The sequence below is a fragment of the Chloroherpetonaceae bacterium genome, from assembly GCA_025056565.1.
Lineage (GTDB): Bacteria > Bacteroidota > Chlorobiia > Chlorobiales > Thermochlorobacteraceae > Thermochlorobacter.
Window position 1 is genome coordinate 25118 of sequence record JANWWA010000011.1, and the last position, 24033, is coordinate 49150.

The following is a 24033-nucleotide window of genomic DNA, read 5'->3' on the forward strand; positions in this document are numbered from 1 at the left end:
CCGCAAAAACATAAAGGCAATCGGTTACGCACCGACTGCCTTTACGCGATTGACACTACACTTTACTTTTTGCTTGGCTTTGGCACTGTGATGTTGAACGACTTCGTATCTTCACCACCCGCGTCATCTTTCACAGTTATCTGTACTGTGAACCGACCGATAGTTTCTTCACTGGCTTTGAAGGTTAGTTTGCCTTCAGGCGAGAGCGTTGCGCCCTGTGGTAAGCCCGTAGCCGTAAAGGTGAGCTTATCCTCTTTGTCTTCATCGGTTGCCACAAGTTGCAAATCAAGCGTTTCGCCTATTTTCACGGTCGCATCTTTCGGCTTTTCCAGTTTCGGCTTTCGATTTAGTCGCTCAATTGTTAGCGACACGCTCATTGTGTCTTCTGCGCCAAAAGAATCCTTTACGCTAAACTTCACTTCGTAACTACCACGCTGACCGTAGTCAGGCTGCCAAGTAAATTGCTGATTGCTAAACTGTGCGCCCTGCGGCAAGCCCGCCGCCGTATAGCTCAAGCGTGTGTCCTCACGGTCATTGTCGCTGGCTGAGATGCGGAATGAAATTTTATCTCGCTCTTTGGCTTGAATCGCGTTCTGCCGCACAAACTTCGGACGATAAGGCACACGTAAGACAAACGACTTGGTATCTGCACCATCAAGGTCGTCTTTCACAGTTACTTGCACATTATATGTGCCACTCTGCGCATCATCGGGCGTGAAAGTGAGCTTGCCTTCAGGCGAGAGTGTTGCACCCTGTGGTAAGCCCGTAGCTGTAAAAGTGAGCTTATCTTCTTTGTCTTCGTCGGTGGCGACAAACTGAATTTCAAGTGGCGTGCCTAACTTCGCCACCACATCTTTGGGCTGCTGCAGCACAGGTTTTCGGTTAAGCCGTTCAATCGTCATTGCCACACTCATTGTATCTTCTCCACCGAAAGAATCCCGCACACGGAACAACACCGCATAACTGCCACGCTGGCCGTAGTCAGGCTGCCACGAGAACGTTTGCGTTGTGCGGTCAAACTTTGCACCCGCAGGTAAATTCTCGGCAGAAAAGACCAGCTTGCCCTTATCCTCTTTGTCAAGGTCTTCGGCAGAAACTTTGAATGAAATATTCTGTCGCTCTATTGCTTTGATGGGTTGCGCCGCCACAAATTTCGGTGCCCGATTGGTGTTCTGAATCGTAATGGTCTGTGTTTTCTTATCTGTGAGACCTTCTACATCGGTTACAGTGTAGCTAATTTTGTAAGTGCCAGATTGCTCAAAGTTTGGCGTCCAAGTGAAGGTTTTGCCATCGAACTTTGCGCCTTCGGGCAAGTTTTCTGCCGTCACTTTCAGCTTACCTTCGTCTTCGACATCGGGGTCTTGTGCCGTGATGTCAAACTTCAGCTCTGCATTTTCACTGCCTTTGGCATCAGCAATTGGGTCAAGTTTTGGTGGACGGTTGGTGTTTTCAACTGTAATGGTTGCAACGGCTTCGCCTGAGAGTGGCGTGCCATCAATTCCTGTATCAGTCGCGCGGAAAATTACGCGATAAGTGCCTGACTGTGTGTTATCGGGTTTCCACGCAAATGTGCGCGTTTTGGGGTCAAAGTTTGCCCCTCGTGGCAGACTATCGGCAGAGAAAGTTAGTTTGCCCTCATCTTCTTTGTCAGGGTCACTTGCGCTTACAGTGAACGTCAGTTGTGCATTTTCACGCACTTGCTTGCTGGGAATTGCTGCCACCACAGGCGGACGGTTCTTTTGCTTCACCGTGATAAAAACGGTCATTGTGTCTGAGAGGCGCTTGTTACTGGGCATTAGTTTAGCATCAAGTCCTTGGTCTTCGACCTTAAAGCGCACCGTGTATTCGCCTGCTTGTGTGTAGTCAGGCTTCCACTTGAAGGTGCGCGTTGGCGGGTCGAAGGTTGCGCCTTTCGGAAGGGCGCTGGCTGTGTAGGTTAGTTTGCTTTCATCCTCTTTGTCGGGATCAATGGCTTCAACCACAAAGTTGCCATCTGTGTCTTCAGTGAAGATTTGCTTTTCCATCCGGGTAAATTTCGGTGCCAGATTGACATTATCGACTCGAATTTTCAGCTCTTTGGAATCGGTCTTTGCACCGCGCTTATCCGTATTTGCATCTTGCACGGTGAATTTAACGCTGTAGTCTCCTGCCTGCGTGAAATCGGGTCTCCAAGTCAGTGTGCGTGTAGCAGGGTCGAAACTGGCGCCTCGGGGCAAATTGTCCGCAAAGTAAGTAAGCTTTCCAGCATCTTCTTTGTCGGGATCTTTGGCTTCGGGCAGTTGGTATTTTAGCTCTCTATCTTCCAGCGTGAGTTGAGCTTGAAGCTCTGGTAAGCTGGGTGCGCGATTGACGTGATTGACTGTAATGCGCAGTGGCAATTCGCTGTAGAGTGAATCGCGTGAAAGTTCCGTAATACGCACCTTGAAATCATAGACGCCTGACTGGTCGTAAGTTGGCCTCCAAGTCAGGGTGCGCGTCTCTGTGTTGTAGAAACAGCTATCGGGCATCTTTCCTGCTGCCGGCAGTAGCGAAATGCGCACAGGGCTGCCATCTGGGTCATTCCCCTCAAAGGTGTAAGTGAGCAGTTGGTCTTCGTCAGCAGAAAGATTCTTGACATTCGTAAGGAGCGGCGTGAGATTGAAGTTATAGACCAAAAGCCCGTTCTTGTCTGTTGCAGCATAGATGGCATGGTCAGCCACCACCATTCTCCCAATTTCACCAATGCCGCGGTCTGCTTTTTCCACAGGGTTATCGGCTTCGTCTGAATCCGAGAACATCTTTTTAAGGTCATAGACCGTTATGCCACCGCGTCCTGCACCTACGAAAAAGAAGCGCGGGTTCAGCGTGTAGTATGCTAACCCTCCCACATATGTCCGAAAGTTGTATGAAAAAATGCGCTTTGGCAGATTGATATTTGAGATAGAGAGAACTTCAAAGCCATTGGCTGCGTTGGCTAAGAAGACCAGCGTATCGTTTGCAATTGCATAGCGCAGTGTTTTAGCACTAGGGTAATTAGAAAGCAGCCTTAAGCTACTTGGGTTTGTTGCATCTAAAATGCGCAGCCCCCCCTCACGGTCGCTGACAAAGAGCTTGCCCTTGTTGTAAGATACTCCCCAAGCATAGTTCCAAGGCAAGAGCTGTGAGGTTTCCGCAATCCGCTCAGGCTTGGCAGGATTACGCAAGCTCCAGACCTCAATGCCACCTTTGCCTGTGGCGACGAAGAGGTAGTTTTTTTCATCGTCCGTGCATAAATCATATGATTCTTTCGAGAGTGTCTGAAAACTGCCCACTAACTTAATTTGTGTAGGGTCAGCGACATTGAAGACATCAATGCCGTTGGTATTGTCGCTCAGGTAGAGGTAATTGTCTTTTTTTACCATACCTGCAGTCGGCAGTGAAATCTCTTTTGAGAAGCCCAGCTGGAGCGGCTCGAGGCGATTTTTGATGTCATATGTGTATAAACCTGCCGTGTTTGCGGCTAAGTAGAGCACATCCCCTTCTACACAGATGGCAGCAATCCCATCTCGAGCAAAAATCGGGTCGCCCACTCGTTCCAGCTTATTGAATGACGCTAGTGCGTCGGCGCTGTATGGTGTGTACTGTGCAGCGGTTTTTGAACTTGCAAAAAGAACCAGTACTAAGAAAAGACAAAGCCTCACAGTTGGGTGAGAAGGATACAGAATACGCCTCATTGGTAAATGGAATGCATTTTGGGTTTTATGGTTACACATTCAGCGTGGCAGCTGAGCACTTGCTACATCGTGAGACCTTTCGGCAAATGAATGACTTACGGCACAGGGACAAATTTACGAAACAGCTTGCGCTTTGCAATGTGAGTTTTGCCCTATCTATGCTGCTTGCTTTTTCACTATGGGCTGCACTGGCTGCTGCACAAGTCCCCACCACTTCGCCCACACTTACATCTGTGCGATTGGTCGGCGCTCAGCAACTTGCCAGCAGCTCTCTTAGCACACTTTTTTCTCTTCCTGCACCGCTTGATTCGCTTTCTTTCCACGCGGCTCTCAATCGCCTTCGAGACATCTACTTACGACTTGGCTACTACGATTTTCAGCTCGACAGTGTGCGCTGGGTCTATTCCCCTGACAGCAGTCAAGTGCATGCTGAAGTCTTTTTTACAGAAGGCAAACCGACGCGCATTGGCGAAATTCACCTTGTCGGCAACCGCACCCTCTCTACTGATGCTTTGCGTTTTTTGATGCGCACCCACGAAGGTGATGCCTTAGACAGTGAGACTCTGGAACAAGATTTTAATGCGATTTTGGAGAAGTATGAAGAACTTGGGCGACCTTTTAGCAAAATCTCTATCGCTGCATTAGAGCGAGTTCAGAATAAAGCCAGTGAGCCAGTGCTGCGACTTGTGATTTGCGTGCAAGAGGGTGCATTAGTCAAAATTGCTGGCTACAAGTTTTCAGATAGCTTGAACACACAGCCAGAGACCATTCTGCGAGAGCTTTCGCTTAAAATTGGCGAGCCATACAGTGAGAGAAAATTTCTCAGCCTTCGACCACGCTTAGAGCGCTTAGGCTGGTTTGAAAAAGTCAGTGAGCCAGAGCTGCTAGTGATTCCACCTCAGCACAAGGATAGCGACACGCTTTATGCCATCATTCGCCTTGACCTTGTGGAAGGTCATGTCAATACCTTTGATGGCATCGTGGGCTATCAGCCTCCTATTCCACCTGAGGAGGCAGGGATTGTTACGGGATTCGTCCACATCGGCTTACGCAACCTCTTTGGCACAGGGCGGCAACTGGGCGTACGCTGGCTTCGTCCTAACAATTTCACGCAAGAACTACGTCTTAGCTATCAAGAGCCTTGGATACTGGGCATTCCACTCACCGCCACCTTTAACGTCATGCAACTGCAGCAAGACTCCTCTTTTTCTCAACTTCTTCTTTCTAGCGCGCTCTCATATCAGCTTAGTGAGCAGTTATCGGTTAGTGGTCTCTTGCAACTTGAGACTATCAATCCGATTTTTCAAGGCACAGCTCGAATTGACCCAATTCTGCAAAGCAGCATCACGCTTACTGGTGCAGCGATTGCATATGACTCGCGCGACAATCTTCTAAACCCCAGCAGCGGCATTTATTTTCGCAATGAATACCGTATTGGCACGAAAACGCTCAACGCATCGGATTCACTTCTGCAGGCTCTACAAGTGCGTCGCAGCGTGGTGCAGCAGCGCCTAAGTCTTGAAGCAGAGTGGTATCAGCCTACCTTTTTGCGTCAAGTGTTTGCATTGCGTCTTGTTGGGCAAGCGCTTCTTGCTGAAGAAGTGCAGCTGAGCGACCTTTTTCGCTTCGGCGGTGCGCAGACTCTACGTGGCTACCGTGAGCAAGAGTTTTTAGCCTCGCGCTATGCGTTTCTCAACCTTGAGTATCGCTTGCAGCTTTCGCCCAAGTCCTTTGCATTTGTCTTTTATGACGTAGGCTACTTTTTCAAGCCGCAAAATCCACTAAATCCGCTGGATAGAATGCAAGAAGGCTGGCGAAAGGGTTTCGGCGCTGGCGCCAGAATTGATACACCACTTGGCATTGTTGGCATCAGCTATGCACTGGGCGAAGGTGATACGATTCTACGCGGCAAAGTGCACTTCAACCTCCTTAACCAATTTTGACGACTGTGGAGACCCCACTAAAAGAACCTGTGCAAGCAAAAGGGCGAGCTACTGCTCGCCCCCTTGATTTTTTCGTTCTGAGGCGTCGCTTACTTTGCTTCTGCTACCCTTTGGTTTTCGCGCTCACGCATAAGCTGCGCAATACGGCTTTTGTCTTTGTTCACGGTGTAGTCCAAGTAATCGTTCAGCGCTGCAATTTCCTCAGGGGTACCTACCAGCTGCGGCATATACTTCTTGTAGGGCGAACCATCTTGATACTCGTGTAGGGTTTTTAGGAAGTTGCCAATTGCTTGATGGTCTCGACCCGATAAGAACTTGGCTATTGAGCGATAGCCCGTTGTGGTGTGGCAGTTTAGGCATTGCCCACGATACATCGCTTCGCCCTTAGCTAAAATGAGTTCAGGTTCATTGGTCTTATCTGCTACCTGACGCACCCACATTGATTTGCTTAGATAGCCCTTGCTATTCAGTTCAGCGACTTCGCTGCGGCGAATACCGTTGGAATACATATGCTGCGCAATTACATATGGCTTACGGAGCATTTCGCGCGCATACTCTCCTGTTGCCGTTACGACAGCCGCCAGACACAGCACGGCTAAGCCATGTCCGAATGTAAAGTCCTGAGGCGCACGGCGCACAAAGAAATACACTACGCCGACAATCGTGGCGGATGTCATCACCATTACCAGCGCAATGCGCGTTACTTGCGTAAACGCGCCAGAACCAATTGTAGAAATGCCAAGCTCCAGCAGTGAGCGATTCGCTTCAGGCACACTGGCAAGATACCAGAGAAATGCCAGCGGCGTTGCCACAAACGAGGGAATCAGCCACTTGGAGCTCCAAGTAATCAGCTCACCTTTTGCTTCATCGTCATTTCCTAAGCGGCTGTAAGAGACCAGCGCCCAAATTCCTGCCAGCGAAATGCACACCAAGAAACGCAGAAAGAGACTGGGGAAATAAGTTGGATTAAAGAATGCCGACCAGAACTGTGATGCTTCTTGCCCTGTGCCTGCTACCGCAAGCCATGCATCACCAGGCGTGAGCATAAAGGTGAGAATGCCGTTGATAATCACCAGCGTTAAAAATGACGATACGGCATACACCCACCCTACGCGCTGATGCGCCTCGTGCGAAATCTTATTCCATGAGTAGTAATACACCGCCGCTGCCGAGAGTTCAATCACGAAAAACACCCACTCTATAGCCCACCCGAAGACAAAGTTGTGAATGAGTGTGCTGGTTGATTCAGGGTGTGCTAGTCCAATTGCAAACCAGATACCAACGCCTGAAATAGCCCCGAACACGCCAGTCATAATCAGGAAAAAGCGCGAGTGCCTTTGTAGGCGTGGCAGCCAGTCCAAGCGATTTTGTTTCAGCGCTATGCGTTCTGCAATCACCAAATACAAGCCTCCCCCTACGGCAAATTGGGAGATGAGCACATGCATAATTGAGATAAGGCCAATCACCCAACCACTGCCGATAAAGGGCACGTCCCAAAATGGATAGTTCATAGTCTCTTACTTCCTTTCTCTTGCTTTAAGTTGGTTTTGGTTAGGTTTGAACTACAATGCAAGGTATCCCCAGATAGTCGTGACCACAATGATACCGAGTGCCAAGAGTCCGAAATATGTAGCATTGCGAGCACGCCGCCCATTTTCGTGCTTGCCATCGTAGAGTGGAATCAGCGCCCAAAGCAGCAAACCTAAGGTGAAAAGTGTAATACCTACAGCTTCCCCGAAGGCTGCCATATCGCCCGAAAAGAGCTTACCCAAAAGTTTTAGCGTCTGGAAGGCACTCATAAAATACCACTCAGGGTGAATGCCCTCTGGAGCAGGCTTCAAGGGGTCAGCCTCCTCACCAATACCCCACGGGTAAATTGATGCACAAAGCGCTAGCACATTGAGCGCAATGAGCCACATTGCAAGGTCCTGCATCAAAAAGTTGGGGAAAAATGGCACGGACTTTCGCTGCCACTCGGGCTTGGCTTCTTCACTGGGTGGCACGGCATTGCCATGCTTCTGCACCAGCCAAAGGTGAAAAATGAGAATCGGCAGAAAAATTGCCGGCATCACGACCACATGCATCGCAAAGAAGCGCTGCACCGTTATATCACTGACCTCCAAGCCACCTCGAAAGAGATTGGTCATTGGCGGGCCAATGATTGGCAAGGCTTCTGGAATAGACAGTCCTACTTTGGTCGCAAAGTATGCCAGCTCGTCCATTGGCAGAAGATAGCCGCTAAAGCCGAATAGCAGTGTGAGAATGAGGAGAAGCATCCCACTCCACCAGCCAAACTCACGTGGCGAGCGATAGGCCTTCATAAAATAGACAGAAAACATATGCACAAAGACCGCTACCACCATTAGATTTGCTGACCACGAGTGTGCTGAGCGAATCAGCCAGCCAAAGTGGATTTCATTTGTAATCTGCCGTACCGATTCATATGCTTCGTGTCCTGGACGATAGTAGACCAGTAGCAAGACACCTGTTACGCACTGCACGATGAAGAAAAAGAGCGAAATGCCGCCCCAGAAATACCAAAACGAATGCTGATGCACAGGCACCGTCTTCTTTGAGGCAAACTTGATAATGTCGCTAATGCTGAGCCGCTCATCCACCCAGCGATAAAGGGCTTTCATCATAGCTTACGACTCCTTTCAGGGGTTAGGCTTTTGAAATGGTTACACCATTTTCACCGACTTCCACCTTGTAAGTTTTGAGCGGCTTTGGCGGTGGCCCCGCCACTGCTGCTCCCGTCTTGACATCATAGACACCACCATGGCAGGCGCAAAAGAGTCGATTGGTATCAGGTTGATACTGCACGGTGCATGCCATATGCGTGCAGACCGCCTCCATGGCTGTCCACGAGCCATCTTTGTGATGAATGAGAATACCTGGGCGCGTGCCAAACTTAAACATCACGGCTGAACCCGGCTCTAACTTATGCGCTTCTGGCAAATGTACCTCTGAGACTTTTGCCGCTTCAGCTGACTTCTGTATAGGTGATGCCAGATATTGATAAATCGGATAGCCAATCGCTCCAGCGTAGCAAAGTCCTACGCCAGTAAAGAGCACCTTTGCAAACGTTCTGCGACTGATTGGCTCTGCTGGCACGCTTTCAGTCGCCAGCTTTTGTTCTACTGCGTTACTCATTTTGCCACTTCCTCCACACTTGATTTGGATTCAAAAATCGTATTGTCCAGTCCTAGCACAACTGGCTTGGCTTTGAACACCACCGTTAGCAGCCACCCAACCACGCCTAGACCGATGACAAAGAGGACAAGAAAAATTGCTACAACTGACCAGTTTGTTACCACGACCCTATCCCACACATCAAAACCTTTTGTAAGCAAGGTTACATCACGCAAAGCATCACGGTAAGCCGTCATTGATAGCATTGCAACCACCGCCATAACAAAACCTGCCCAGCCAATTATGCGAGAGGGTTGCGACTGCACCGCACTCCATACAGCTAACGCAAAAAGCACGCCCGCTAGCCCTACCCAAAGGTAGCCTGAGACAGTCGCCAAGAGCGATTGCCCGAGTGCGTCTTGCACAGCTGGTGGTTGTGCCACTACGACCCAATACGCACATACACCCTGCGCAAAAAGCCCAGACGCAGCTAACCTCCCACCTAATCCGCTCATATAAGTTTGCAGGTCTCGGAAGAACTTGCTGGATGGCGCCAGCCACAGCAGCCAGATGCCTGCTACTGAAAAGCCTCCGAACAAGATAAAGAGCCAGCGCGGTGTTGTCGTGGGGTCGTCAAATGGCAACTGCGCACCCAGTGGCGAATTAGTGTATAGCGCGTTCCACACTTCGGGGCGCAGCATTAAGGTCATGTTGGTTGAGTAGATGCGTGCAATGACCACCGCCAGCACCCACGCGCCAAGCCCAAGATGCCAATAAGGTTTTCCTTCAGTTGCTCGTGCTGAAATGCGATACAGTAGCCAATAACACCCCATCAGCAGAAAAATGACCGCAAACCAGTATAGCCCAATGAGAATGCTGCTAGTATAAATCGCTCGCCCATATAGCACTTGCGTAAAGAGCAAAGGCGGCACGCCAAGGTTAATCACATAAGTCATCACGATAGGCAGCCGATTCGCAATGACCTGTCCTGTTTGAGCACGATTCACGGCTGAAAGCTGTCGCGGCTCTCGCCGTGAGAGCACATTCATCGCTACTGCCACCAGCAGCCCACCCATCAGCATTTCCATTGCTACAAAGTGCAGCCCTAGCGTTACGATATGCAGAAGTTTGAAGAGCCAGACAGGAGCGGGTAGTGGAATTGGGTCGACAGCAGGAAAGTGATACTCCATTACTACTGAACTCCTTTCTCATTTGTTCATTTGCTCACGAGAGTAGTGATAAAGTAGCACAAAAAAGTAGCACAAAATCAGTTCCCAAGAAGCATTGAGCTGCCCCGCTTTTATATCAAGCGAATAGCCGGAACTGATGATTCTGCGAAAACTTGGAGAGAAAATCGGCTAAATCGTCTATAGCTTACTTTTCTTGCCTCCAGCCAGTGCGCTGTAAATCCCTTACTCTGGTCGCATTTGTGGAAAGAGAATCACATCACGAATTGACTCCTGCCCAGTAATCAGCATTGTCAGGCGGTCAATACCAATGCCAATGCCTGCCGTTGGTGGCATACCATACTCGAGCGCTCGCAGAAAGTCTTCATCAATCGCCATTGCTTCTTCATCGCCCCGCTCACGAAGGCGTGCTTGTTCTTCCAGACGCTCTCGCTGGTCAATTGGGTCATTTAGCTCGCTATAAGCATTGCAAAGCTCCTTGCCTGCCACGATAAGCTCAAAGCGCTCTACCAGCCCCGGCTTGGAACGGTGTTTCTTTGTCAGTGGGGACATCTCAATCGGGTAGTCAATTACGAACGTGGGTGCAATCAAATTCGGCTCCACGCACTCGCTAAAAATGGCATCAATAATCTTGCCACTGCCATCGGATGGCTCTATATGCACCCCAAGCTCTTTGGCAACTGTCCGCAGCTCAGTTTCGCTCTTGCCCTCAATATCCTTGCCTGTAAACTCCTTTATTGCTTCGGGAATGGTGAGCCGTCGGTATGGTGGTTTCAAGTCCACGTCGTGTCCATTGAAACGTGTCTTGGTTGTGCCGTTCACGGTCAGTGCAATGCGCTCGAAGAGGGCTTCCACTTGTTCCATCATCCACAAATAATCTTTGTAGGCAACATAGAACTCGACTTGCGTAAATTCTGGATTGTGGAAGCGGCTTAGTCCTTCATTGCGGAAATCCTTCGCAAATTCATAGACGCCCTCAAATCCTCCGACAATCAAACGTTTGAGATACAGTTCATTTGCAATGCGTAGGTATAAGTCCATTCCCAGCGCATTGTGATGTGTGATGAACGGTCGTGCGGTTGCCCCACCATAGACAGGCTGCAGAATAGGCGTCTCAACTTCCAAGTAACCTTTCTCATCCAAGAAAGCGCGAATGGTGTTGATGATTTTTGCGCGCTTGCGAAAGACCTCTCTCACTTCAGGATTTACAATCAAATCCACATAACGCTGGCGATAGCGCTGCTCTTTGTCAGAAAAGGCATCATAGACAACTCTCTGCCCATTAATTTCCTGTTCTTTTGCAATCGGAATTGGGCGTAGGGCCTTAGCCAGCAGCGTAATTTCCTTTGTGTGGACAGAAATCTCGCCCATTTTGGTTCGGAACGTGTAGCCCTTGATGCCGACAATATCACCGATGTCGTATAGATGCTTAAAGGTCTCGTAAGTGGCTTCGCCTACATCGTCTTTGCGAATGTAGATTTGGATTTTCCCTGTCGAATCTTGAATGTGAAAGAATGATGCTTTGCCCATAATGCGCATGCTCATAATGCGCCCTGCAACCGACACATCCGTCGATTCGCCATCTTTGAAGGTGTCTAAAATTGTCTGCGCATGGTGTGTCACTTCATAGCTATACGGATACGGATTGATGCCTTGCTCGCGGAGCTTTTGCAACTTCTCCCGACGCATTCGCATCTGGTCGTTGAGTTCTTCCAGTGATGTGCGTAGCGGTTCTGACATACGGTTTATAGGTTAATAGTTACAAACTTGTCCCAACACCTTTTCCCGACTTGATACATGCAGCTTGAGCATAAGGCACAAATATACACCCAGAGCCTCAATGCGCTTATCAGTGCTGCGGCGTGTTGATTTTTTTCATAGCTCTACCTGCACCAGCTTTCCATACTCGAGGCTCTCAAAAATTTTTATCGCCTGCTGGCGTCGGGCTTCATCTTCAATGCCAATCTCATCTAACCCTTTTTCGGGATTGCTGGCTTTGAAATAGCCAATGATGGCATAATCTTCGCTGCGCACCTGAATGTAATCAGGCACAATACCCTTGCCTTTGGATTTAAGCAAATAGACTTTCATGCAGACGTCCTCCGTTTTTGCACTGCCAAGTGGCAGTTTTTTCAACCTCTTTCCTTCGTAGATAATTTGGCAAGCTGCCTTACCAAATTAGCAGTGTTGGAAATTTTCTAACAGAAAAATGTGGTTTTGCAAGTAAACTTTTTACTTCGCCAATTTCTTTTTATCGCTATGACCGAGCAACGCAATGTCTTAGGCGGCAAGTTAGAGTGCTGCTGTCGAGATCCACTTACAGGCTTTTACCGTGATGGCTATTGCCGCACAGGTCCTGACGACACAGGTCGGCATGTGGTTTGCGCAATTGTCACTGAGGAATTTCTGCGCTTTTCACGCGCAATGGGCAACGACCTTATTACCCCGCGCCCTGAGTATCGTTTTCCGGGCTTGAAGCCCGGCGACAAGTGGTGTCTCTGCGCACTTCGCTGGAAAGAAGCCTTCGACGCAGGTCTTGCACCTAAGGTCGTGCTTGCCGCCACACACGAACATGTCTTGAATTTCGTCTCGCTCAAAGCCTTGAAATTGCATGCTGTTGATTTACCTGCTGAAGAAGCTGGCGCATAAGGCGTATGCACACCCCCCGTTTGCTGAGAATTATGCAGCAGGTTAGGCCGCAGTTTGAAATCTCTCCTCCTGCAGCGAGTCTGCAAAGAGGTCATAGAGCACTTTTGCCCACACTAACATCACGCCAAAGGCTTTGAGTTCGAAGCGCCAGCCAAATTCTGTCCAAGCATTCGGCGTAAGGTCAGATGGCAAAATTGAAGCTAAAAAGAGTGCATTTAGGAAAAGCAACCAATCCAGTATGCCCTTTCTTTGGATTACAAACCAAATCACTGTGCCGCTCATTGCAATCACAAAGCTGGGCGACTCGGCACGCGGATTAAAAATCACCGACCAGATTAGCAAGTGCGCAAGGTAGGTGAGCCGAAACGATGCAAGGCGATATTTTTCAATTTGCACAAGCGGTAAGACCAGCAGCCCCACACCGAGCATCATCAGATACGCCCTTGGCGGTTCACTTCCCCACCATGCTTGCCACCAGCCAAAGATCGATGCACTTGTGCCCGGTGCAAGGTCGCCTCGGACAAACTCAATCCAATGCCTATACTGTGATAGCAAATTTTCTAACGAAGTAACACACAGTGGTGTGATAGCTAAGCCGACCGCCCAGACTACGCCATACCACACTGCCTTGATTTTTTCCTTGCTAAACACTGCAAACAGTGCGCTCACGATACCAAACACTTTCACAAACCCTGACAGCACGCTTGCTAGCATTGCCCACTGCATTTTCTCCTTTTCTATTGCTACAAATGCCAAGACCATGCACGCGGCGACCAGCCCATTACTTTGGCTGTTCTGAATGTTAATCAGCAGCTCAGGCAAAAGCAGCCAAAGCATCTGTGCGCGTTTTTCCTGCGATAGCGGTAACAGCCAGAGTGCGATGAAAAGCGTCAATGCATTGAGCAAGTTCCACACAGCCAGTCCTACAGCTTCTGGTAACCACAGAAAGGGCAGCATCAGCACCGCAAAGGTTGGGCTGTATTTGTAGAAATCGTCGTGGTCTTCAGGGTGTGGGACATAAAGGTTTCTTCCTTCCAGAAGATGCTTTGCGGACGACTTGAATATCGCGTAGTTATTGAAGTGCCGCCGTGATGCTTCTCCTTCACTCAGCGATAGCACATACTTTTGCAGACTTGCTCCAATAGTCAGCAGTGTATAGGTAGCAAAGAGCACATAAAAGTTCTTCCAAAAGTGCATCGCTTTATGTTTTCTGCTTCTTCTTTTGCGCCGCTGGGAAGAGCACATTGTTAAGAATTAGGCGGTAGCCAGCAGAGTTTTTGTGCAGCGCCAGATTAGTTGGTGGGTCGCCAATGTGATGCTGATAGTCTTCGGGGTCGTGCCCGCCATAGAAGCAAAATTGCCCTTTGCCATAGTTGCCATGTAGGTAACGCACTTCTTCTGTGCCTTTCTTTTCGCCCATAATCACCACCGATGACTTAATGAGCGACTTGCGAAAGGAGGTGGTTTGCCCATAAAACCCTTTGATGATAGATGTATGATTTTGCGTCAACATAGAGGGCACAGGGTCAAACTTCGCACTGAACTCGAAGAGCGTGAAGTAATCGTTCTCAGGTCCAGTTGCGCTGCCCGTCATTTGCGGATTGATGTCAATGTTAGACTTGGAGTATTCAAATGGGTTTAGGCTTACGGTAAAGTTTTCAAAAGCAAAGGTTTTGGAAAAATCCAGCTTTTTGTTTGCATCAGGCGTTACGCCGTCGCCATCGAATTCGGCAGGTACAATGTCAATACCCTCAGCCGCAAGGGCAATGTCGTAGCTATCTGGTGCGGAGCACATTGCAAACATAAAGCCGCCTTCTCCCACAAAGTCGCGTATCGCACGCGCAACGGCTTTCTTCTCTTCACTTACTTTCGTGAAGCCTAATTTACGTGCCATTTGCTCTGCGTCTCGCACTTGTCGGATATACCATGGCGCATTGCGGAAGCCTGCAAAGAACTTGCCATATTGCCCTGTGAAATCTTCGTGATGCACATGTAGCCAGTCGTATTTTTTGAGGTCGCCTCGCAGCACTTCTTCGTCCCACACTTTGGCAAAGGGAATCTCAGCGTAGGTCAGCACCAGCGTTACTGCATCGTCCCACGGCAAGTTTGTCGGAGGCACATAGACGACAATCTTTGGTGCTTTTTCAAGGCGCATTACGGCTGCATTATTATCCTCACTCTCAATCTCTGCAAGAATGCGTGTCGTTTCTGCGCTGGTGAGTTCTTCGTAGCGCACACCTCGAACAACAAGCTCTGAAGCTACAGCTGGCAACGCATCAACGAGAAAAGAGCCTCCACGATAATTCAGTAGCCAATCGACAACGATTCCCTTCTGCAAACACCAATACGCTACACCATATGCTTTCAGGTGGTCAGTTTGTGTCTTGTCCATTGGAATCAGTAACTTCTGCCCAACAGCCTGCGAAGCGATTGCGCTCAGCAGTATACATAGTCCTACAGCTCTGTGCAGCATTCTCATTACTCCAAGCGATTTGTTTTCAAAAGTGTGGGGTAAGGTAAAAAACACTCTGGCTGCAGGTCAATGCAGATTTGCAATGAACCTGTGCGCTTTAGCAAGGACGGTTTTTTGAGCCGACCACTCAGACGGTCGTTACGCCAATGACTTCTTCGAAAAGCCGCTCGTGCACCACGATCCTGCCACAGGTTTCGCACGAGTAGAATCCACCTTGAAAGATAAAAGCATGGCGACTGGCGGGCACACGTGTATTGCACCCACCGCAAGCATTTCGGCTAAATTTCACCACCACGTTTTGAATGTTCCCACGCCGCAGCTGGTCATATTTTGCTAAGACCTGCTTTAAGTGTTTGCTGACAATTTCACGCTGCTTTTCAATCTTCTTTCTTAGCTCATTGACTTCATTCTGCGTGTTTTTGATAATCGTGTTTAGTTCTTTCTGCTTGCGTTTGTGCTCAGCTTCCACCTCTGCCAGATTTTTTTTCAGCTCATCAGTTGGATACATATCTGGCGTGATTTCATCGTAGCGATTTTCTGCCAAAAGCTCTTTACCCTTCTGCTCCATTTGAGCGATGCGCTCTTCCATGTCTTCAATTGCTTTGATTTGCGCCTCTGCTCGTTTGATTTCCTGTTCTTCAAACTCAATCTGTTTGGAGAGTGCATCGTATTCTTTGTTGTTGCGGGCTTTCGTTTGAGCGTCTTTGTATTTTTTAATTTTCTCCTGCGATTCTTTGATAGCTGCCCGCAGGCTGGTGCGCTTTGCTTGGTTATCTTCTATGCGCTTCTGCCGCGCTTCCAGTTGGCGAGAAATTGCCTCAATTTGCTCCGCCAGTGCCGCAATCTCTTCAGGCAATCCTTTCTGTTCGCTCAGCACGGCGTCCAGTTCATCGTCAAGTAGCTGCAGTTTCACAAGGTGCAGCAGAGGATTCTTTTCCACAGTCGTCTCCGGTTTGAGTTAAAGAAGTTTTGGGACAAATAGGCTCGAAAACAAAATGCACTTCTGCCCATTTGATTGCTGGAAGCAGAAGTGCATCGCTGAATTTCCACAATTGATGCAGTGCGGGTTTCCGTCGTTTGTCGTTTTGCATCGGTTTCCTTCCTCGTTGTGCCCAGAAGGAGACTCGAACTCCTATGCCTTTCGGCGCTCGCACCTGAAACGAGTGCGTCTACCAATTCCGCCATCTGGGCAAAAGTGCGTCTGTAAAGCTAACGTTTTTTTCGCATATTCCAAACCCCTTCACAGGGGTATTGTGAGCGTGATTTTTATGCACTGCCTTTTCCTAGTGCAGTCAGAATCACGGGCGCAGCTGCAGTCTATTTTGCCAAAAGGAGTGCCCTTAGAGCATTTGCACTTACAAACTCCCTACATTTTTAATAATTTCGCTCGCTAATGCCTAATGCAAATCAATGCCATGACGGAGCACGACTTCATAGACGAAATAGACGACACATTAGATGACGATGCACCGCTTGCGCCTAAGCGCCTTTTGATTCGTGTTGCTGCTCATCAAGGTAGAGAGCGCATTGATAAGTTTTTGGCACGCCAGATTCAAAATGCAACCCGCACGCGTGTGCAAGCCGCCATTGAAGCTGGGCGTGTATTAGTTAATGGTCACCCAACCAAAGCTAATTACAAACTTTCTCCTCACGATGTGATTGAAGTTATCTACACCCACCCGCCTGCCCCTGAAATGAAGCCTGAAAATATCCCACTTGACATCGTCTATGAAGACGAAGCCTTACTGGTCGTCAACAAACCTGCGGGAATGGTCGTGCACCCTGCTTTTGGCAATTGGACAGGCACGCTTGCCAATGCCGTGCTGCACCACACTGCTTCGCAACTTTCGAACTTTAATGGCGATGCGCTGCGCCCAGGCATTGTGCATCGCTTAGATAAAGATACTTCTGGCTTAATCGTCGTAGCCAAAGATGACGCCACACACGAAGCGCTTGCCAAGCAGTTTGCCGCTCGCACCACTGAAAAGCGCTATCAGGCAATTGTCTGGGGTCAGCCGAAATTCTCAAGTGGCACGATTAAAACCAACATTGGTCGCAGTAAGCGTCATCGAAAGATGATGGCTGCGTATCCTTATAGCGAAGCCCCTGACGCTGAAGGCAAGCCTGCTATCACAGATTACACCGTTCTTGAATCATACACCTATTTTTCTTTGCTGGAACTTCGGCTGCACACTGGTCGCACACACCAAATCCGTGTGCATTTGCAGCATCTTGGCTGCCCTATTGTCTCCGACGAAATGTATGGCGGAAAATTCAAACGCTCACTGCCCTTTGCTCAAAGTGAAGCCTTTCTGAATAACCTCTATGAACTTTTGCCACGACAGGCTTTGCATGCTGCATACTTAGCATTTGTGCATCCAAAGCGAAAAGAAAAGGTTTCATTTTCTGCTCCTTTGCCTAACGATATGACCCAAGCCCTTGAAAAAATTAAACGCATCCATTCATCATACTCTGTGTATGACTAATTGGCTACAGCGACTTTCTCTGTTCTTTTTGATTGGTGCATTTGGCTGCGGCGTCTCCCAAACGCCAACTGCGTCCGTGTTTGACATTACTGCCGATGACCGAGCCGTCTATGAGAGACTTATCCGCGAGCCTGACACAACGGTTTGTTATTTTACTTCGTTTGACCTCACACCTATTGCTTACCGTCTGATATTGCCCGCTAAGGAGCCTAATATGGTGGTTGCTTTCATTCACGGCATTGCTGCACAGTCCAAATTGTATCTTCCACTTGCCGATTCACTGGCGCGGCGTGGCATTGCCACTGCGCTATTAGACCTGCGTGGGCACGGTTGCTCCGGTGGCCCAAGAGGCGATGTTCCTTCGCTTGATGCGCTGGTGCGCGATGTAAGATTGTTTCTTGACACCTTGCGGTATAGATTTCCGGGCAAAAAGCTCATTTTAGGTGGGCATAGCCTTGGAGCTGGGCTTTCACTCCGTTTTCTTCTGGAGTTTAGTGACCGCAAACACTTGTATCGTGCGCCTGATGGGCTCATCCTAATGGCGGGTGGTTTTTTCAGCAATCCTCGGTGCGACAGTCTCGAGCTTCAAGCAAGGCGGCAATTTCTCCGACGTGGAGCATTTGCCTCACTTGATGGATGGAAAATGGCAGCCGTCTTTCCTGCTTCGCTGCTCAATCTTAAACCTTACCCCATCAAGCTTATTTTGCCAAACGATGCGCTGGTCGAGAAAGCCGTGCGCGATACGCTGCTTACGACTGAATACACAATGCAATTTCTTTTCGCTGCTTTTCCAACTGACCTTGCTGCGGCTTATCGGCAAATAAAGTTTCCAACTTTGCTCGTTGTAGGTCAGCGCGATGAACTGGTGCGCATTTGCGATGCCGATACATCTCTCAAGCGCCTTATTAACGCCGAAGCAAGAGAACTTTTTGTCGTGCAAGATGCTAACCACATCAACATTATTTGGAAATCTGCGGGGGCAATCAGCGACTGGCTTCTCAGCAACATCCCCCTTACTTCCAGCAATACCTCATCACAGCCTTAATCAAAGCAAGCCACCTCTTTGCAAATAGTTTATCTCAAGTTGTATCTAACACTTATCTCCGTCCTGCGCTCGCAGTAACTCTATATGCTGCTTATTTTTCCGGCCCTGTCAGGCGGAAGTTGATTGGAATTGTCATCCAGCACTTCACTGGCCTGCCATTCTGAATCGCTGGCGAATAGGTTGATTGCATCACGGCATCAATTGCTGCTTCATCAAAGACATCAATGCCGGGATTCTTAACTATTTGCGCCTTTTTGGGTTTGCCGTCTCTATCAATCAGCACACGCACAACTACGCGTCCTTCAATGCCACCTTTACGCGCAATTTCAGGATAGACTGGTTTCACTTGATTGACAAATTGCGGCTCTTTCTCCAATGCGACAAAGACATCGGGGTCTGGATCTTCTTCTTTTTCTTTGTGCTCCAACACCAACTGCTCACCTCTGCCTAAGGCACTAGCTACATAGCCACGCGCTTCTGAAAGCCCTGTGGTGTCGTCGCCGGTTACAACACCTTTTTCAATCATTTCTTTTAGCTTTTCTTGTGTCGCAATGGTGCGCGTGGGTGGCGCTTCCTCGTCTCGCACTCGCTTAATTTCTCCGACATCTGGCGACTGTGGTGGCTTGAAGGCTGCAGGCGGCGGTGGCGGTGGCGCTTTTTCATCTATGGGCGGTGGTGGCGGCAAATCAACGATGCTTACTGTGCGCGTTACCACCACCTGTGCCGCTTCTTCTTCGTCCCCTTCCAGATGCGACTTGATAAACTTCCAGCTCACGTAGCTAAATATCATTAGCAACGCAATGCTGGAAGCAATCAGCACTCCCTTTGCAAGGTAGAGGTGCACCTCTTTGCGTAGCTTCAATGCACCATAGTCAATGTGTCGCAGGTTTTCTGTGTCCAAGTAATCCAGATGGATAAACGAGTGGGTTTTCGCTGGACGCTCATTGCTCGTGACATTGCGTGAGGCAGGTGGCAGCTTGCTCAGGTCAGCAACCTGCTTTTGCTCCAATACTTCTGGCATAGTTATCTCCTTTCTCCTTTACTTCCTAAGGCTGCACTTGCAACCTGCACTACACAAAGGTAAGAAAAGTGCAGAAATTTCATCTGACTTTTAGCTGCCGTGCCGTAGGCGCAAGGATCGGTTTCTTGTGGCGTGTGCCAACTTGCAAATGCACTTAGCTATCTATATTTGCTCGTCCTTTTAAACAGTCATCACTATGTCGAAGAAACTTAGCGACCTTTTTCGTTCTTTTGAGCGCCAGCGTATTGCTGTCGTTGGCGATGTTATGCTAGACCGATACATCTTTGGCACTGTTTCACGTATCTCACCCGAAGCACCCGTTCCAGTGGTTGATGTGAAGGAAGTCTCTCACCGACTTGGCGGTGCCGCAAATGTGGCGATGAACATTCACTCGCTTGGTGCTGAAGCCTTGCTGTTTGGCGTCATTGGGCGAGACGATGATGGTTCGTTGCTTGTCTCTGAAATGACAGCGGAGGATTTTTCTGCAGAATTCTTAATAGTCGACCCCTCGCGTCCCACCACTTGCAAGACGCGCGTGATTGCTCAAAATCACCACATTGTGCGCATTGATGCGGAAATGCGCAAGCCTATCTCTGCTGAGATTGAGCGCTCACTTTTTGAAAGCCTTGCTGGACAGATTCAGCGCATTGATGCGATTATCTTCGAGGATTACAACAAAGGTGTGCTCACACCCTCGCTCATTAGTCGCATTACGGCACTGGCGCGCAAGCACAATGTGCCCGTTGCAGTTGACCCGAAGCGAGAAAACTTCTTTGCCTACCAAAAATGCACGCTCTTTAAGCCGAATCTCAAGGAAACATCTGATGCACTGGGTGAGCATTTTGCAAACACCGATGAAGATGCTGCTCGCGCTTGTGCTGCGTTGCAGCGGCGGCTGAAGTCGGACTATGTGCTACTGACGCGCAGCGAGAAAGGCGCCACGATTTACAATGGCACTGCGGTGCATATTCCATCTGTGGCACTGGAAGTGGCTGATGTCTCTGGCGCTGGCGATACGGTCATCGCGGTGGCTACAATGGGACTGGCAGCTGGCTTAGACATTTTAGACGCTGCACGGATTGCAAATGTGGCAGCTGGAATTGTATGCGCGGAGGTGGGAGCTGTCGCCGTAGACCGACAAAAACTCTACGAGCAGTGCAAAAAGCACTTTAATTCAAAATGAGCGGTTATATCCTACTGCCCTAAGTTATTTTCTTCAACGCCGCCAGTGGCTGCTATGCTTCATTTTGTAAGGCTTCCTTTAGCTGGTCGATTGCTTTGACGGGCGTTGGGTCAATGTTCTGCATTAAGGCAAGGTAGTAGCTCATCCAGTCGCCCAAGAGCACCAGTGAGAAGATACGTGTGAGGAGCGAGTTACCCTCGCTTTCCACGTGAGAGATTGCTTTGGTGTATTTTCTAATCATCTGATGCGTGATGTGCATTCGGATTGCAGTGCGTGGATGGTCGTCTCGGTCATGCAGGAAAATCACGTGCATTCGCTTTAGCAGATTTTCATTGAGTTTCCAGCCTACCAGTTCGTTGTGGTTCAGTTCAGGCAAGGTATTGGTGTATGCCAAAATCTTGGCGTTTTCACAGATTTGTCCTTTCCAGCGCAAGCCGACTCCACTGGTGAAATCGTCACTTGTGTAAATGAGCGGCATTTTGCCCACGGACTTACGCGCCAGTTCTATGGCTAAATTCTGTTCATCTTTGAAGTCGGCATATCGCAGCGAGGCATGTTGTAAATAACTGGCTGTCTCGGCTATTGCATCTGTTTTGTCGGCAATGAGCTGACACTCGGTCAGCACGCGTAGCATCGCTGAGAACAAAAATCCAATCGCCGTGCGTGGCGGGTATCCTTCTGGCAATTTTAGGGTGTAGTGGTGATGCGTTTTAGCTAATTTCAGCACTGCGCCGCCCGACGAAATGCAGCAAATTTTTGCTTTTTTTTCTATCGCCTGCTTGTACGCTGAAATCGTCTCTTCAGTGTTGCCAGAGTAGGAGGAGACAATGACCAGCGAGGAGCTGCTGACAAACTCAGGCAAGGTATAGTTGCGATTGACCACAATTGGCACAGTGCATTCATCGCTGAGGTAGGTGCGCACAAGGTCGCCACCAATCGCCGAGCCCCCTAAGCCTGTGATGACCACGTTTTTGATTTTATCGGCTTTTGGGAGCGCTTTGGGATTTAAGGTTTCAAGCGGGGTCTGGAACTGCGTGTAGAGCGTCTCCAGTTTTTCGCGCATCTGGCTGCGGTCATACTTCTCAATGAGTCTGGTAGAGATTTTTTCCATTGGCGGTCAAGACAAAGGTTGAAGGCGTTTTAGAATCGCTCGGGCAATCGCCACATCCTCAGGTGTTGTGATTTTGAGATTGTGATACCCCATTTCAAAGACCTTGATGCGCTGGTTTGGGAAAAATCGTTCCACCAGTGCTGCATCGTCTGTTGCGTAAAAGTTTTCAGCCTTGGCACGCTGATGCGCCTCAAAAATGAGCTTTGCCCAAAAGCCTTGTGGCGTTTGCACTAGTCGAAGGGAGCTACGCTCAAGGGTTTTTTGGAAAAAGTTGGCTGAAGCATCGACCTGCTTGATGGTGTCTTTTGGCTTTGTTGCAGGCACGCACGCCCCAAACTTCCACGCCCAGTGCGCAATCTGGTCGATTTCGCTCGGTTGAATGAGTGGGCGTGCTCCATCGTGGATGAGCATCACGGTTTTGTGCTGGGCTTTTTCAATGTCAGCTGCAAACACTTGCAATGCGTTAAAAATCGAGTCTTGCCGCTCTTTGCCACCCTCGACGACGGCACACACTTTCGTAAATCCATACCGCTTGATGAGCCGCCTGAGCCGCTCTGTATCGTCATGCTTGGTAGCCACCGCCACGCGCACAATTGTTTGTGCCTTCTCAAAAGCCTTTAGCGTGTGGCAAATCACAGGGTAACGTCCCAGTCGCAGGTATTGTTTGCTTTGACCTGCTGGCAGGTTCATTCGCTTGCTCAGCCCGCCTGCTGCGACCACCGCCAATCCCTGCATTGCCTCGCATTAGTCAAATGATGAGCATCGCATCTCCATATGCCAAAAAGCGGTATCCCGACTTTAAGGCTTGTTTGTAGGCTTTCATCAAGAACTCGTGCCCTGCAAATGCGCTAACTGCCATCAGCAGTGTGGTCTCAGGTTGCTGAAAGTTGGTGATCAGCATATCAACAACCTTAAAATCATATGGTGGATAGATAAATTTATCCGTCCAGCCTTCACCAAACTTGACACGCCCCTCGACGGTTGCGTTGGCTTCTAAGACGCGTAAGACCGTTGTGCCGACGGCAATTACTCTTCCTGAGCGCGCCGTTTTAACCTCGTTGATGCGCATTGCCGTTGAATAAGGCAGGTTGTAATACTCGGAGTCCATCTTGTGCTTAGAGATGTCTTCGACCTCCACAGGGCGGAAGGAGCCTAATCCGGGGTGCAAGGTTAGCGAGAGAATGTCGACGCCTTTTTTCTTGATTTTGTTCAATAGCTCAGTTGTAAAATGCAGCCCCGAAGCTGGCGCTGCTACAGCGCCGGGCACACGGGCATACACTGTTTGGTAACGCTGCTTGTCTTTCTCGTCCGGCTCACGCTTGATGTAAGGCGGAATCGGCATTTGCCCAATGCGCTCTACGACTTGAAAAATATCTACCTCAGGGTTAAGAAAACGAATAGTGCGCCCGCGTGAGGTGGTATTATCGACCACTTCTGCTACAAGGTCTTCGGGAAAATAGATTTTATTGCCGACCCTGACCTTGCGTGCTGGCTCTACCAGCACGTCCCAAAGCCCCGCCTGCTTGTTTAGCTCACGCAAAAGAAACACTTCAATTTTTGCCGATGTCTTTTCCTTATGCCCATACAGCTTGGCTGGAAACACTTTGGTGTCGTTTAAGATGAGAAGGTCACCGTTCTGGAAGTAATCCACGATGTCGCTGAACTTTGCGTCGGTGATGGTCTTTTTTCGGCGGTCCAAGACCATCAACTTGCACTTGTCTCGTGGCTCCTTCGGGAAAAGAGCGATTGCACTTTTTGGAAGGTTGTAGCGAAATTCAGAGAGCCTCATTTCGTTTGCTGCAATGATCCGTTGTAGAAACTTTGGCTAATGCTTCGACTGAGGAGAAAGCCATGCTGCACAGCACAAGTAACGCCGTCTCTGAGCTATGTGTAAGGTGCGCGCCGTGCTCATCTGGTTGGGTTGCGTTTTTTCAAAAGGGGCGAAAGATACGGAATTGCCAGAAACTTTGCAAATCGCTTGGTGCAAAGCGTGCCTTAACCCAAGAATGGGAGTCTTTCGAGTAACTCTGCCGCTTCTTCGAGGGAGAGAAAAACGTTCCAGTGCTACCGACGTGAGGCTATGCACGTTAGTCGCACTGGCAAGCAGCAAT

General features: G+C 49.2%; 19 protein-coding genes and 1 tRNA gene. 5 read left to right on the top strand and 15 right to left on the bottom strand.

Annotation, left to right across the window (positions count from 1 at the left end; genetic code table 11):
• Positions 1-62: 62 nt before the first annotated feature.
• Positions 63-3692: a putative Ig domain-containing protein gene (locus NZM05_09150; protein ID MCS7013777.1), complete on the bottom strand. Its 3630-nt coding sequence runs from the start codon at positions 3690-3692 to the stop codon at positions 63-65.
• 11 nt (positions 3693-3703) lie between these two features.
• Here NZM05_09150 and NZM05_09155 point away from each other — a divergent pair, with 11 nt between their 5' ends.
• Complete coding sequence (locus tag NZM05_09155) at positions 3704-5635, top strand: BamA/TamA family outer membrane protein (protein MCS7013778.1); 1932 nt, start codon at positions 3704-3706, stop codon at positions 5633-5635.
• Positions 5636-5724: 89 nt separating this feature from the next.
• On the opposite strand, the gene NZM05_09160 is transcribed toward NZM05_09155, so the two are convergent.
• The 6 genes from NZM05_09160 to NZM05_09185 form a co-directional block, all read right to left on the bottom strand.
• Positions 5725-7146: a cytochrome c gene (locus tag NZM05_09160; GenBank protein MCS7013779.1), complete on the bottom strand. Its 1422-nt coding sequence runs from the start codon at positions 7144-7146 to the stop codon at positions 5725-5727.
• Between the two features lie 51 nt (positions 7147-7197).
• Positions 7198-8277 (bottom strand): cytochrome b N-terminal domain-containing protein, encoded by a 1080-nt coding sequence (locus NZM05_09165; GenBank protein MCS7013780.1) that lies wholly within the window; start codon positions 8275-8277, stop codon positions 7198-7200.
• A gap of 22 nt (positions 8278-8299) precedes the next feature.
• Positions 8300-8788 (bottom strand): Rieske (2Fe-2S) protein, encoded by a 489-nt coding sequence (locus NZM05_09170; protein ID MCS7013781.1) that lies wholly within the window; start codon positions 8786-8788, stop codon positions 8300-8302.
• Positions 8785-9957, bottom strand: coding sequence for a hypothetical protein (locus tag NZM05_09175; protein MCS7013782.1), 1173 nt, complete (start codon positions 9955-9957; stop codon positions 8785-8787). The genes NZM05_09170 and NZM05_09175 overlap by 4 nt, the downstream gene beginning before the upstream one ends.
• A 222-nt stretch (positions 9958-10179) precedes the next feature.
• Positions 10180-11694: a lysine--tRNA ligase gene (gene lysS / locus NZM05_09180; protein ID MCS7013783.1), complete on the bottom strand. Its 1515-nt coding sequence runs from the start codon at positions 11692-11694 to the stop codon at positions 10180-10182.
• Positions 11695-11829: 135 nt separating this feature from the next.
• A complete protein-coding gene (locus NZM05_09185) occupies positions 11830-12045 on the bottom strand; it encodes a hypothetical protein (protein ID MCS7013784.1) in 216 nt (71 codons plus the stop codon).
• Between the two features lie 168 nt (positions 12046-12213).
• Here NZM05_09185 and NZM05_09190 point away from each other — a divergent pair, with 168 nt between their 5' ends.
• The gene (locus tag NZM05_09190) at positions 12214-12603 is read left to right on the top strand and encodes a DUF2237 domain-containing protein (protein MCS7013785.1); all 390 of its coding nucleotides are present in this window, start codon (positions 12214-12216) and stop codon (positions 12601-12603) included.
• Between the two features lie 42 nt (positions 12604-12645).
• On the opposite strand, the gene NZM05_09195 is transcribed toward NZM05_09190, so the two are convergent.
• From NZM05_09195 to NZM05_09210, 4 genes are all read right to left on the bottom strand, one after another.
• Positions 12646-13800, bottom strand: coding sequence for a DUF2029 domain-containing protein (locus NZM05_09195; protein MCS7013786.1), 1155 nt, complete (start codon positions 13798-13800; stop codon positions 12646-12648).
• Between the two features lie 4 nt (positions 13801-13804).
• Positions 13805-15076, bottom strand: a complete 1272-nt coding sequence (locus NZM05_09200; GenBank protein ID MCS7013787.1) for an asparagine synthetase B — start codon at positions 15074-15076, stop codon at positions 13805-13807.
• Between the two features lie 127 nt (positions 15077-15203).
• On the bottom strand, positions 15204-16016 hold the full coding sequence (locus tag NZM05_09205; protein MCS7013788.1) for a hypothetical protein: 813 nt from the start codon (positions 16014-16016) through the stop codon (positions 15204-15206).
• Between the two features lie 169 nt (positions 16017-16185).
• Positions 16186-16267: transfer RNA gene (locus tag NZM05_09210), tRNA-Leu, on the bottom strand.
• A 209-nt stretch (positions 16268-16476) separates the two neighbouring features.
• Between NZM05_09210 and NZM05_09215 the strand changes: the two genes are divergently transcribed.
• The gene (locus tag NZM05_09215) at positions 16477-17562 is read left to right on the top strand and encodes an RluA family pseudouridine synthase (protein MCS7013789.1); all 1086 of its coding nucleotides are present in this window, start codon (positions 16477-16479) and stop codon (positions 17560-17562) included.
• On the top strand, positions 17555-18607 hold the full coding sequence (locus NZM05_09220) for a lysophospholipase (GenBank protein ID MCS7013790.1): 1053 nt from the start codon (positions 17555-17557) through the stop codon (positions 18605-18607). Before NZM05_09215 ends, NZM05_09220 begins: the two co-directional genes overlap by 8 nt.
• Positions 18608-18698: 91 nt before the next feature.
• Here the strand turns inward: NZM05_09220 and NZM05_09225 are convergent, their stop codons facing one another.
• On the bottom strand, positions 18699-19628 hold the full coding sequence (locus tag NZM05_09225; GenBank protein MCS7013791.1) for an energy transducer TonB: 930 nt from the start codon (positions 19626-19628) through the stop codon (positions 18699-18701).
• Between the two features lie 196 nt (positions 19629-19824).
• Between NZM05_09225 and rfaE1 the strand changes: the two genes are divergently transcribed.
• Positions 19825-20811: a D-glycero-beta-D-manno-heptose-7-phosphate kinase gene (gene rfaE1, locus NZM05_09230; GenBank protein ID MCS7013792.1), complete on the top strand. Its 987-nt coding sequence runs from the start codon at positions 19825-19827 to the stop codon at positions 20809-20811.
• A 52-nt stretch (positions 20812-20863) separates the two neighbouring features.
• Here the strand turns inward: rfaE1 and NZM05_09235 are convergent, their stop codons facing one another.
• The 3 genes from NZM05_09235 to queA are packed head-to-tail and all read right to left on the bottom strand — an operon-like array spanning position 20864 to position 23711.
• Positions 20864-21922, bottom strand: a complete 1059-nt coding sequence (locus NZM05_09235) for a bifunctional phosphoglucose/phosphomannose isomerase (protein ID MCS7013793.1) — start codon at positions 21920-21922, stop codon at positions 20864-20866.
• A gap of 6 nt (positions 21923-21928) precedes the next feature.
• Entirely contained in the window at positions 21929-22657 is a 729-nt protein-coding gene (ispD, locus tag NZM05_09240; GenBank protein MCS7013794.1) for a 2-C-methyl-D-erythritol 4-phosphate cytidylyltransferase, read from the bottom strand.
• Positions 22658-22670: 13 nt separating this feature from the next.
• Positions 22671-23711 carry a tRNA preQ1(34) S-adenosylmethionine ribosyltransferase-isomerase QueA gene (gene queA / locus NZM05_09245; GenBank protein ID MCS7013795.1) on the bottom strand — a complete coding sequence of 347 codons (1041 nt, stop codon included), beginning with the start codon at positions 23709-23711 and terminating at the stop codon, positions 22671-22673.
• Between the last annotated feature and the right edge of the window lie 322 nt (positions 23712-24033).

Bases quoted from the DNA above. Each gene is read 5' to 3' on its own strand.
- NZM05_09150 (MCS7013777.1), bottom strand. From the start codon at position 3,692: ATGAGGCGTATTCTGTATCCTTCTCACCCAACTGTGAGGCTTTGTCTT.
- NZM05_09155 (MCS7013778.1), top strand. From the start codon at position 3,704: ATGCATTTTGGGTTTTATGGTTACACATTCAGCGTGGCAGCTGAGCAC.
- NZM05_09160 (MCS7013779.1), bottom strand. From the start codon at position 7,146: ATGAACTATCCATTTTGGGACGTGCCCTTTATCGGCAGTGGTTGGGTG.
- NZM05_09165 (MCS7013780.1), bottom strand. From the start codon at position 8,277: ATGATGAAAGCCCTTTATCGCTGGGTGGATGAGCGGCTCAGCATTAGC.
- NZM05_09170 (MCS7013781.1), bottom strand. From the start codon at position 8,788: ATGAGTAACGCAGTAGAACAAAAGCTGGCGACTGAAAGCGTGCCAGCA.
- NZM05_09175 (MCS7013782.1), bottom strand. From the start codon at position 9,957: ATGGAGTATCACTTTCCTGCTGTCGACCCAATTCCACTACCCGCTCCT.
- lysS (MCS7013783.1), bottom strand. From the start codon at position 11,694: ATGTCAGAACCGCTACGCACATCACTGGAAGAACTCAACGACCAGATG.
- NZM05_09185 (MCS7013784.1), bottom strand. From the start codon at position 12,045: ATGAAAGTCTATTTGCTTAAATCCAAAGGCAAGGGTATTGTGCCTGAT.
- NZM05_09190 (MCS7013785.1), top strand. From the start codon at position 12,214: ATGACCGAGCAACGCAATGTCTTAGGCGGCAAGTTAGAGTGCTGCTGT.
- NZM05_09195 (MCS7013786.1), bottom strand. From the start codon at position 13,800: ATGCACTTTTGGAAGAACTTTTATGTGCTCTTTGCTACCTATACACTG.
- NZM05_09200 (MCS7013787.1), bottom strand. From the start codon at position 15,076: ATGCTGCACAGAGCTGTAGGACTATGTATACTGCTGAGCGCAATCGCT.
- NZM05_09215 (MCS7013789.1), top strand. From the start codon at position 16,477: ATGCAAATCAATGCCATGACGGAGCACGACTTCATAGACGAAATAGAC.
- NZM05_09220 (MCS7013790.1), top strand. From the start codon at position 17,555: ATGACTAATTGGCTACAGCGACTTTCTCTGTTCTTTTTGATTGGTGCA.
- NZM05_09225 (MCS7013791.1), bottom strand. From the start codon at position 19,628: ATGCCAGAAGTATTGGAGCAAAAGCAGGTTGCTGACCTGAGCAAGCTG.
- rfaE1 (MCS7013792.1), top strand. From the start codon at position 19,825: ATGTCGAAGAAACTTAGCGACCTTTTTCGTTCTTTTGAGCGCCAGCGT.
- NZM05_09235 (MCS7013793.1), bottom strand. From the start codon at position 21,922: ATGGAAAAAATCTCTACCAGACTCATTGAGAAGTATGACCGCAGCCAG.
- ispD (MCS7013794.1), bottom strand. From the start codon at position 22,657: ATGCAGGGATTGGCGGTGGTCGCAGCAGGCGGGCTGAGCAAGCGAATG.
- queA (MCS7013795.1), bottom strand. From the start codon at position 23,711: ATGAGGCTCTCTGAATTTCGCTACAACCTTCCAAAAAGTGCAATCGCT.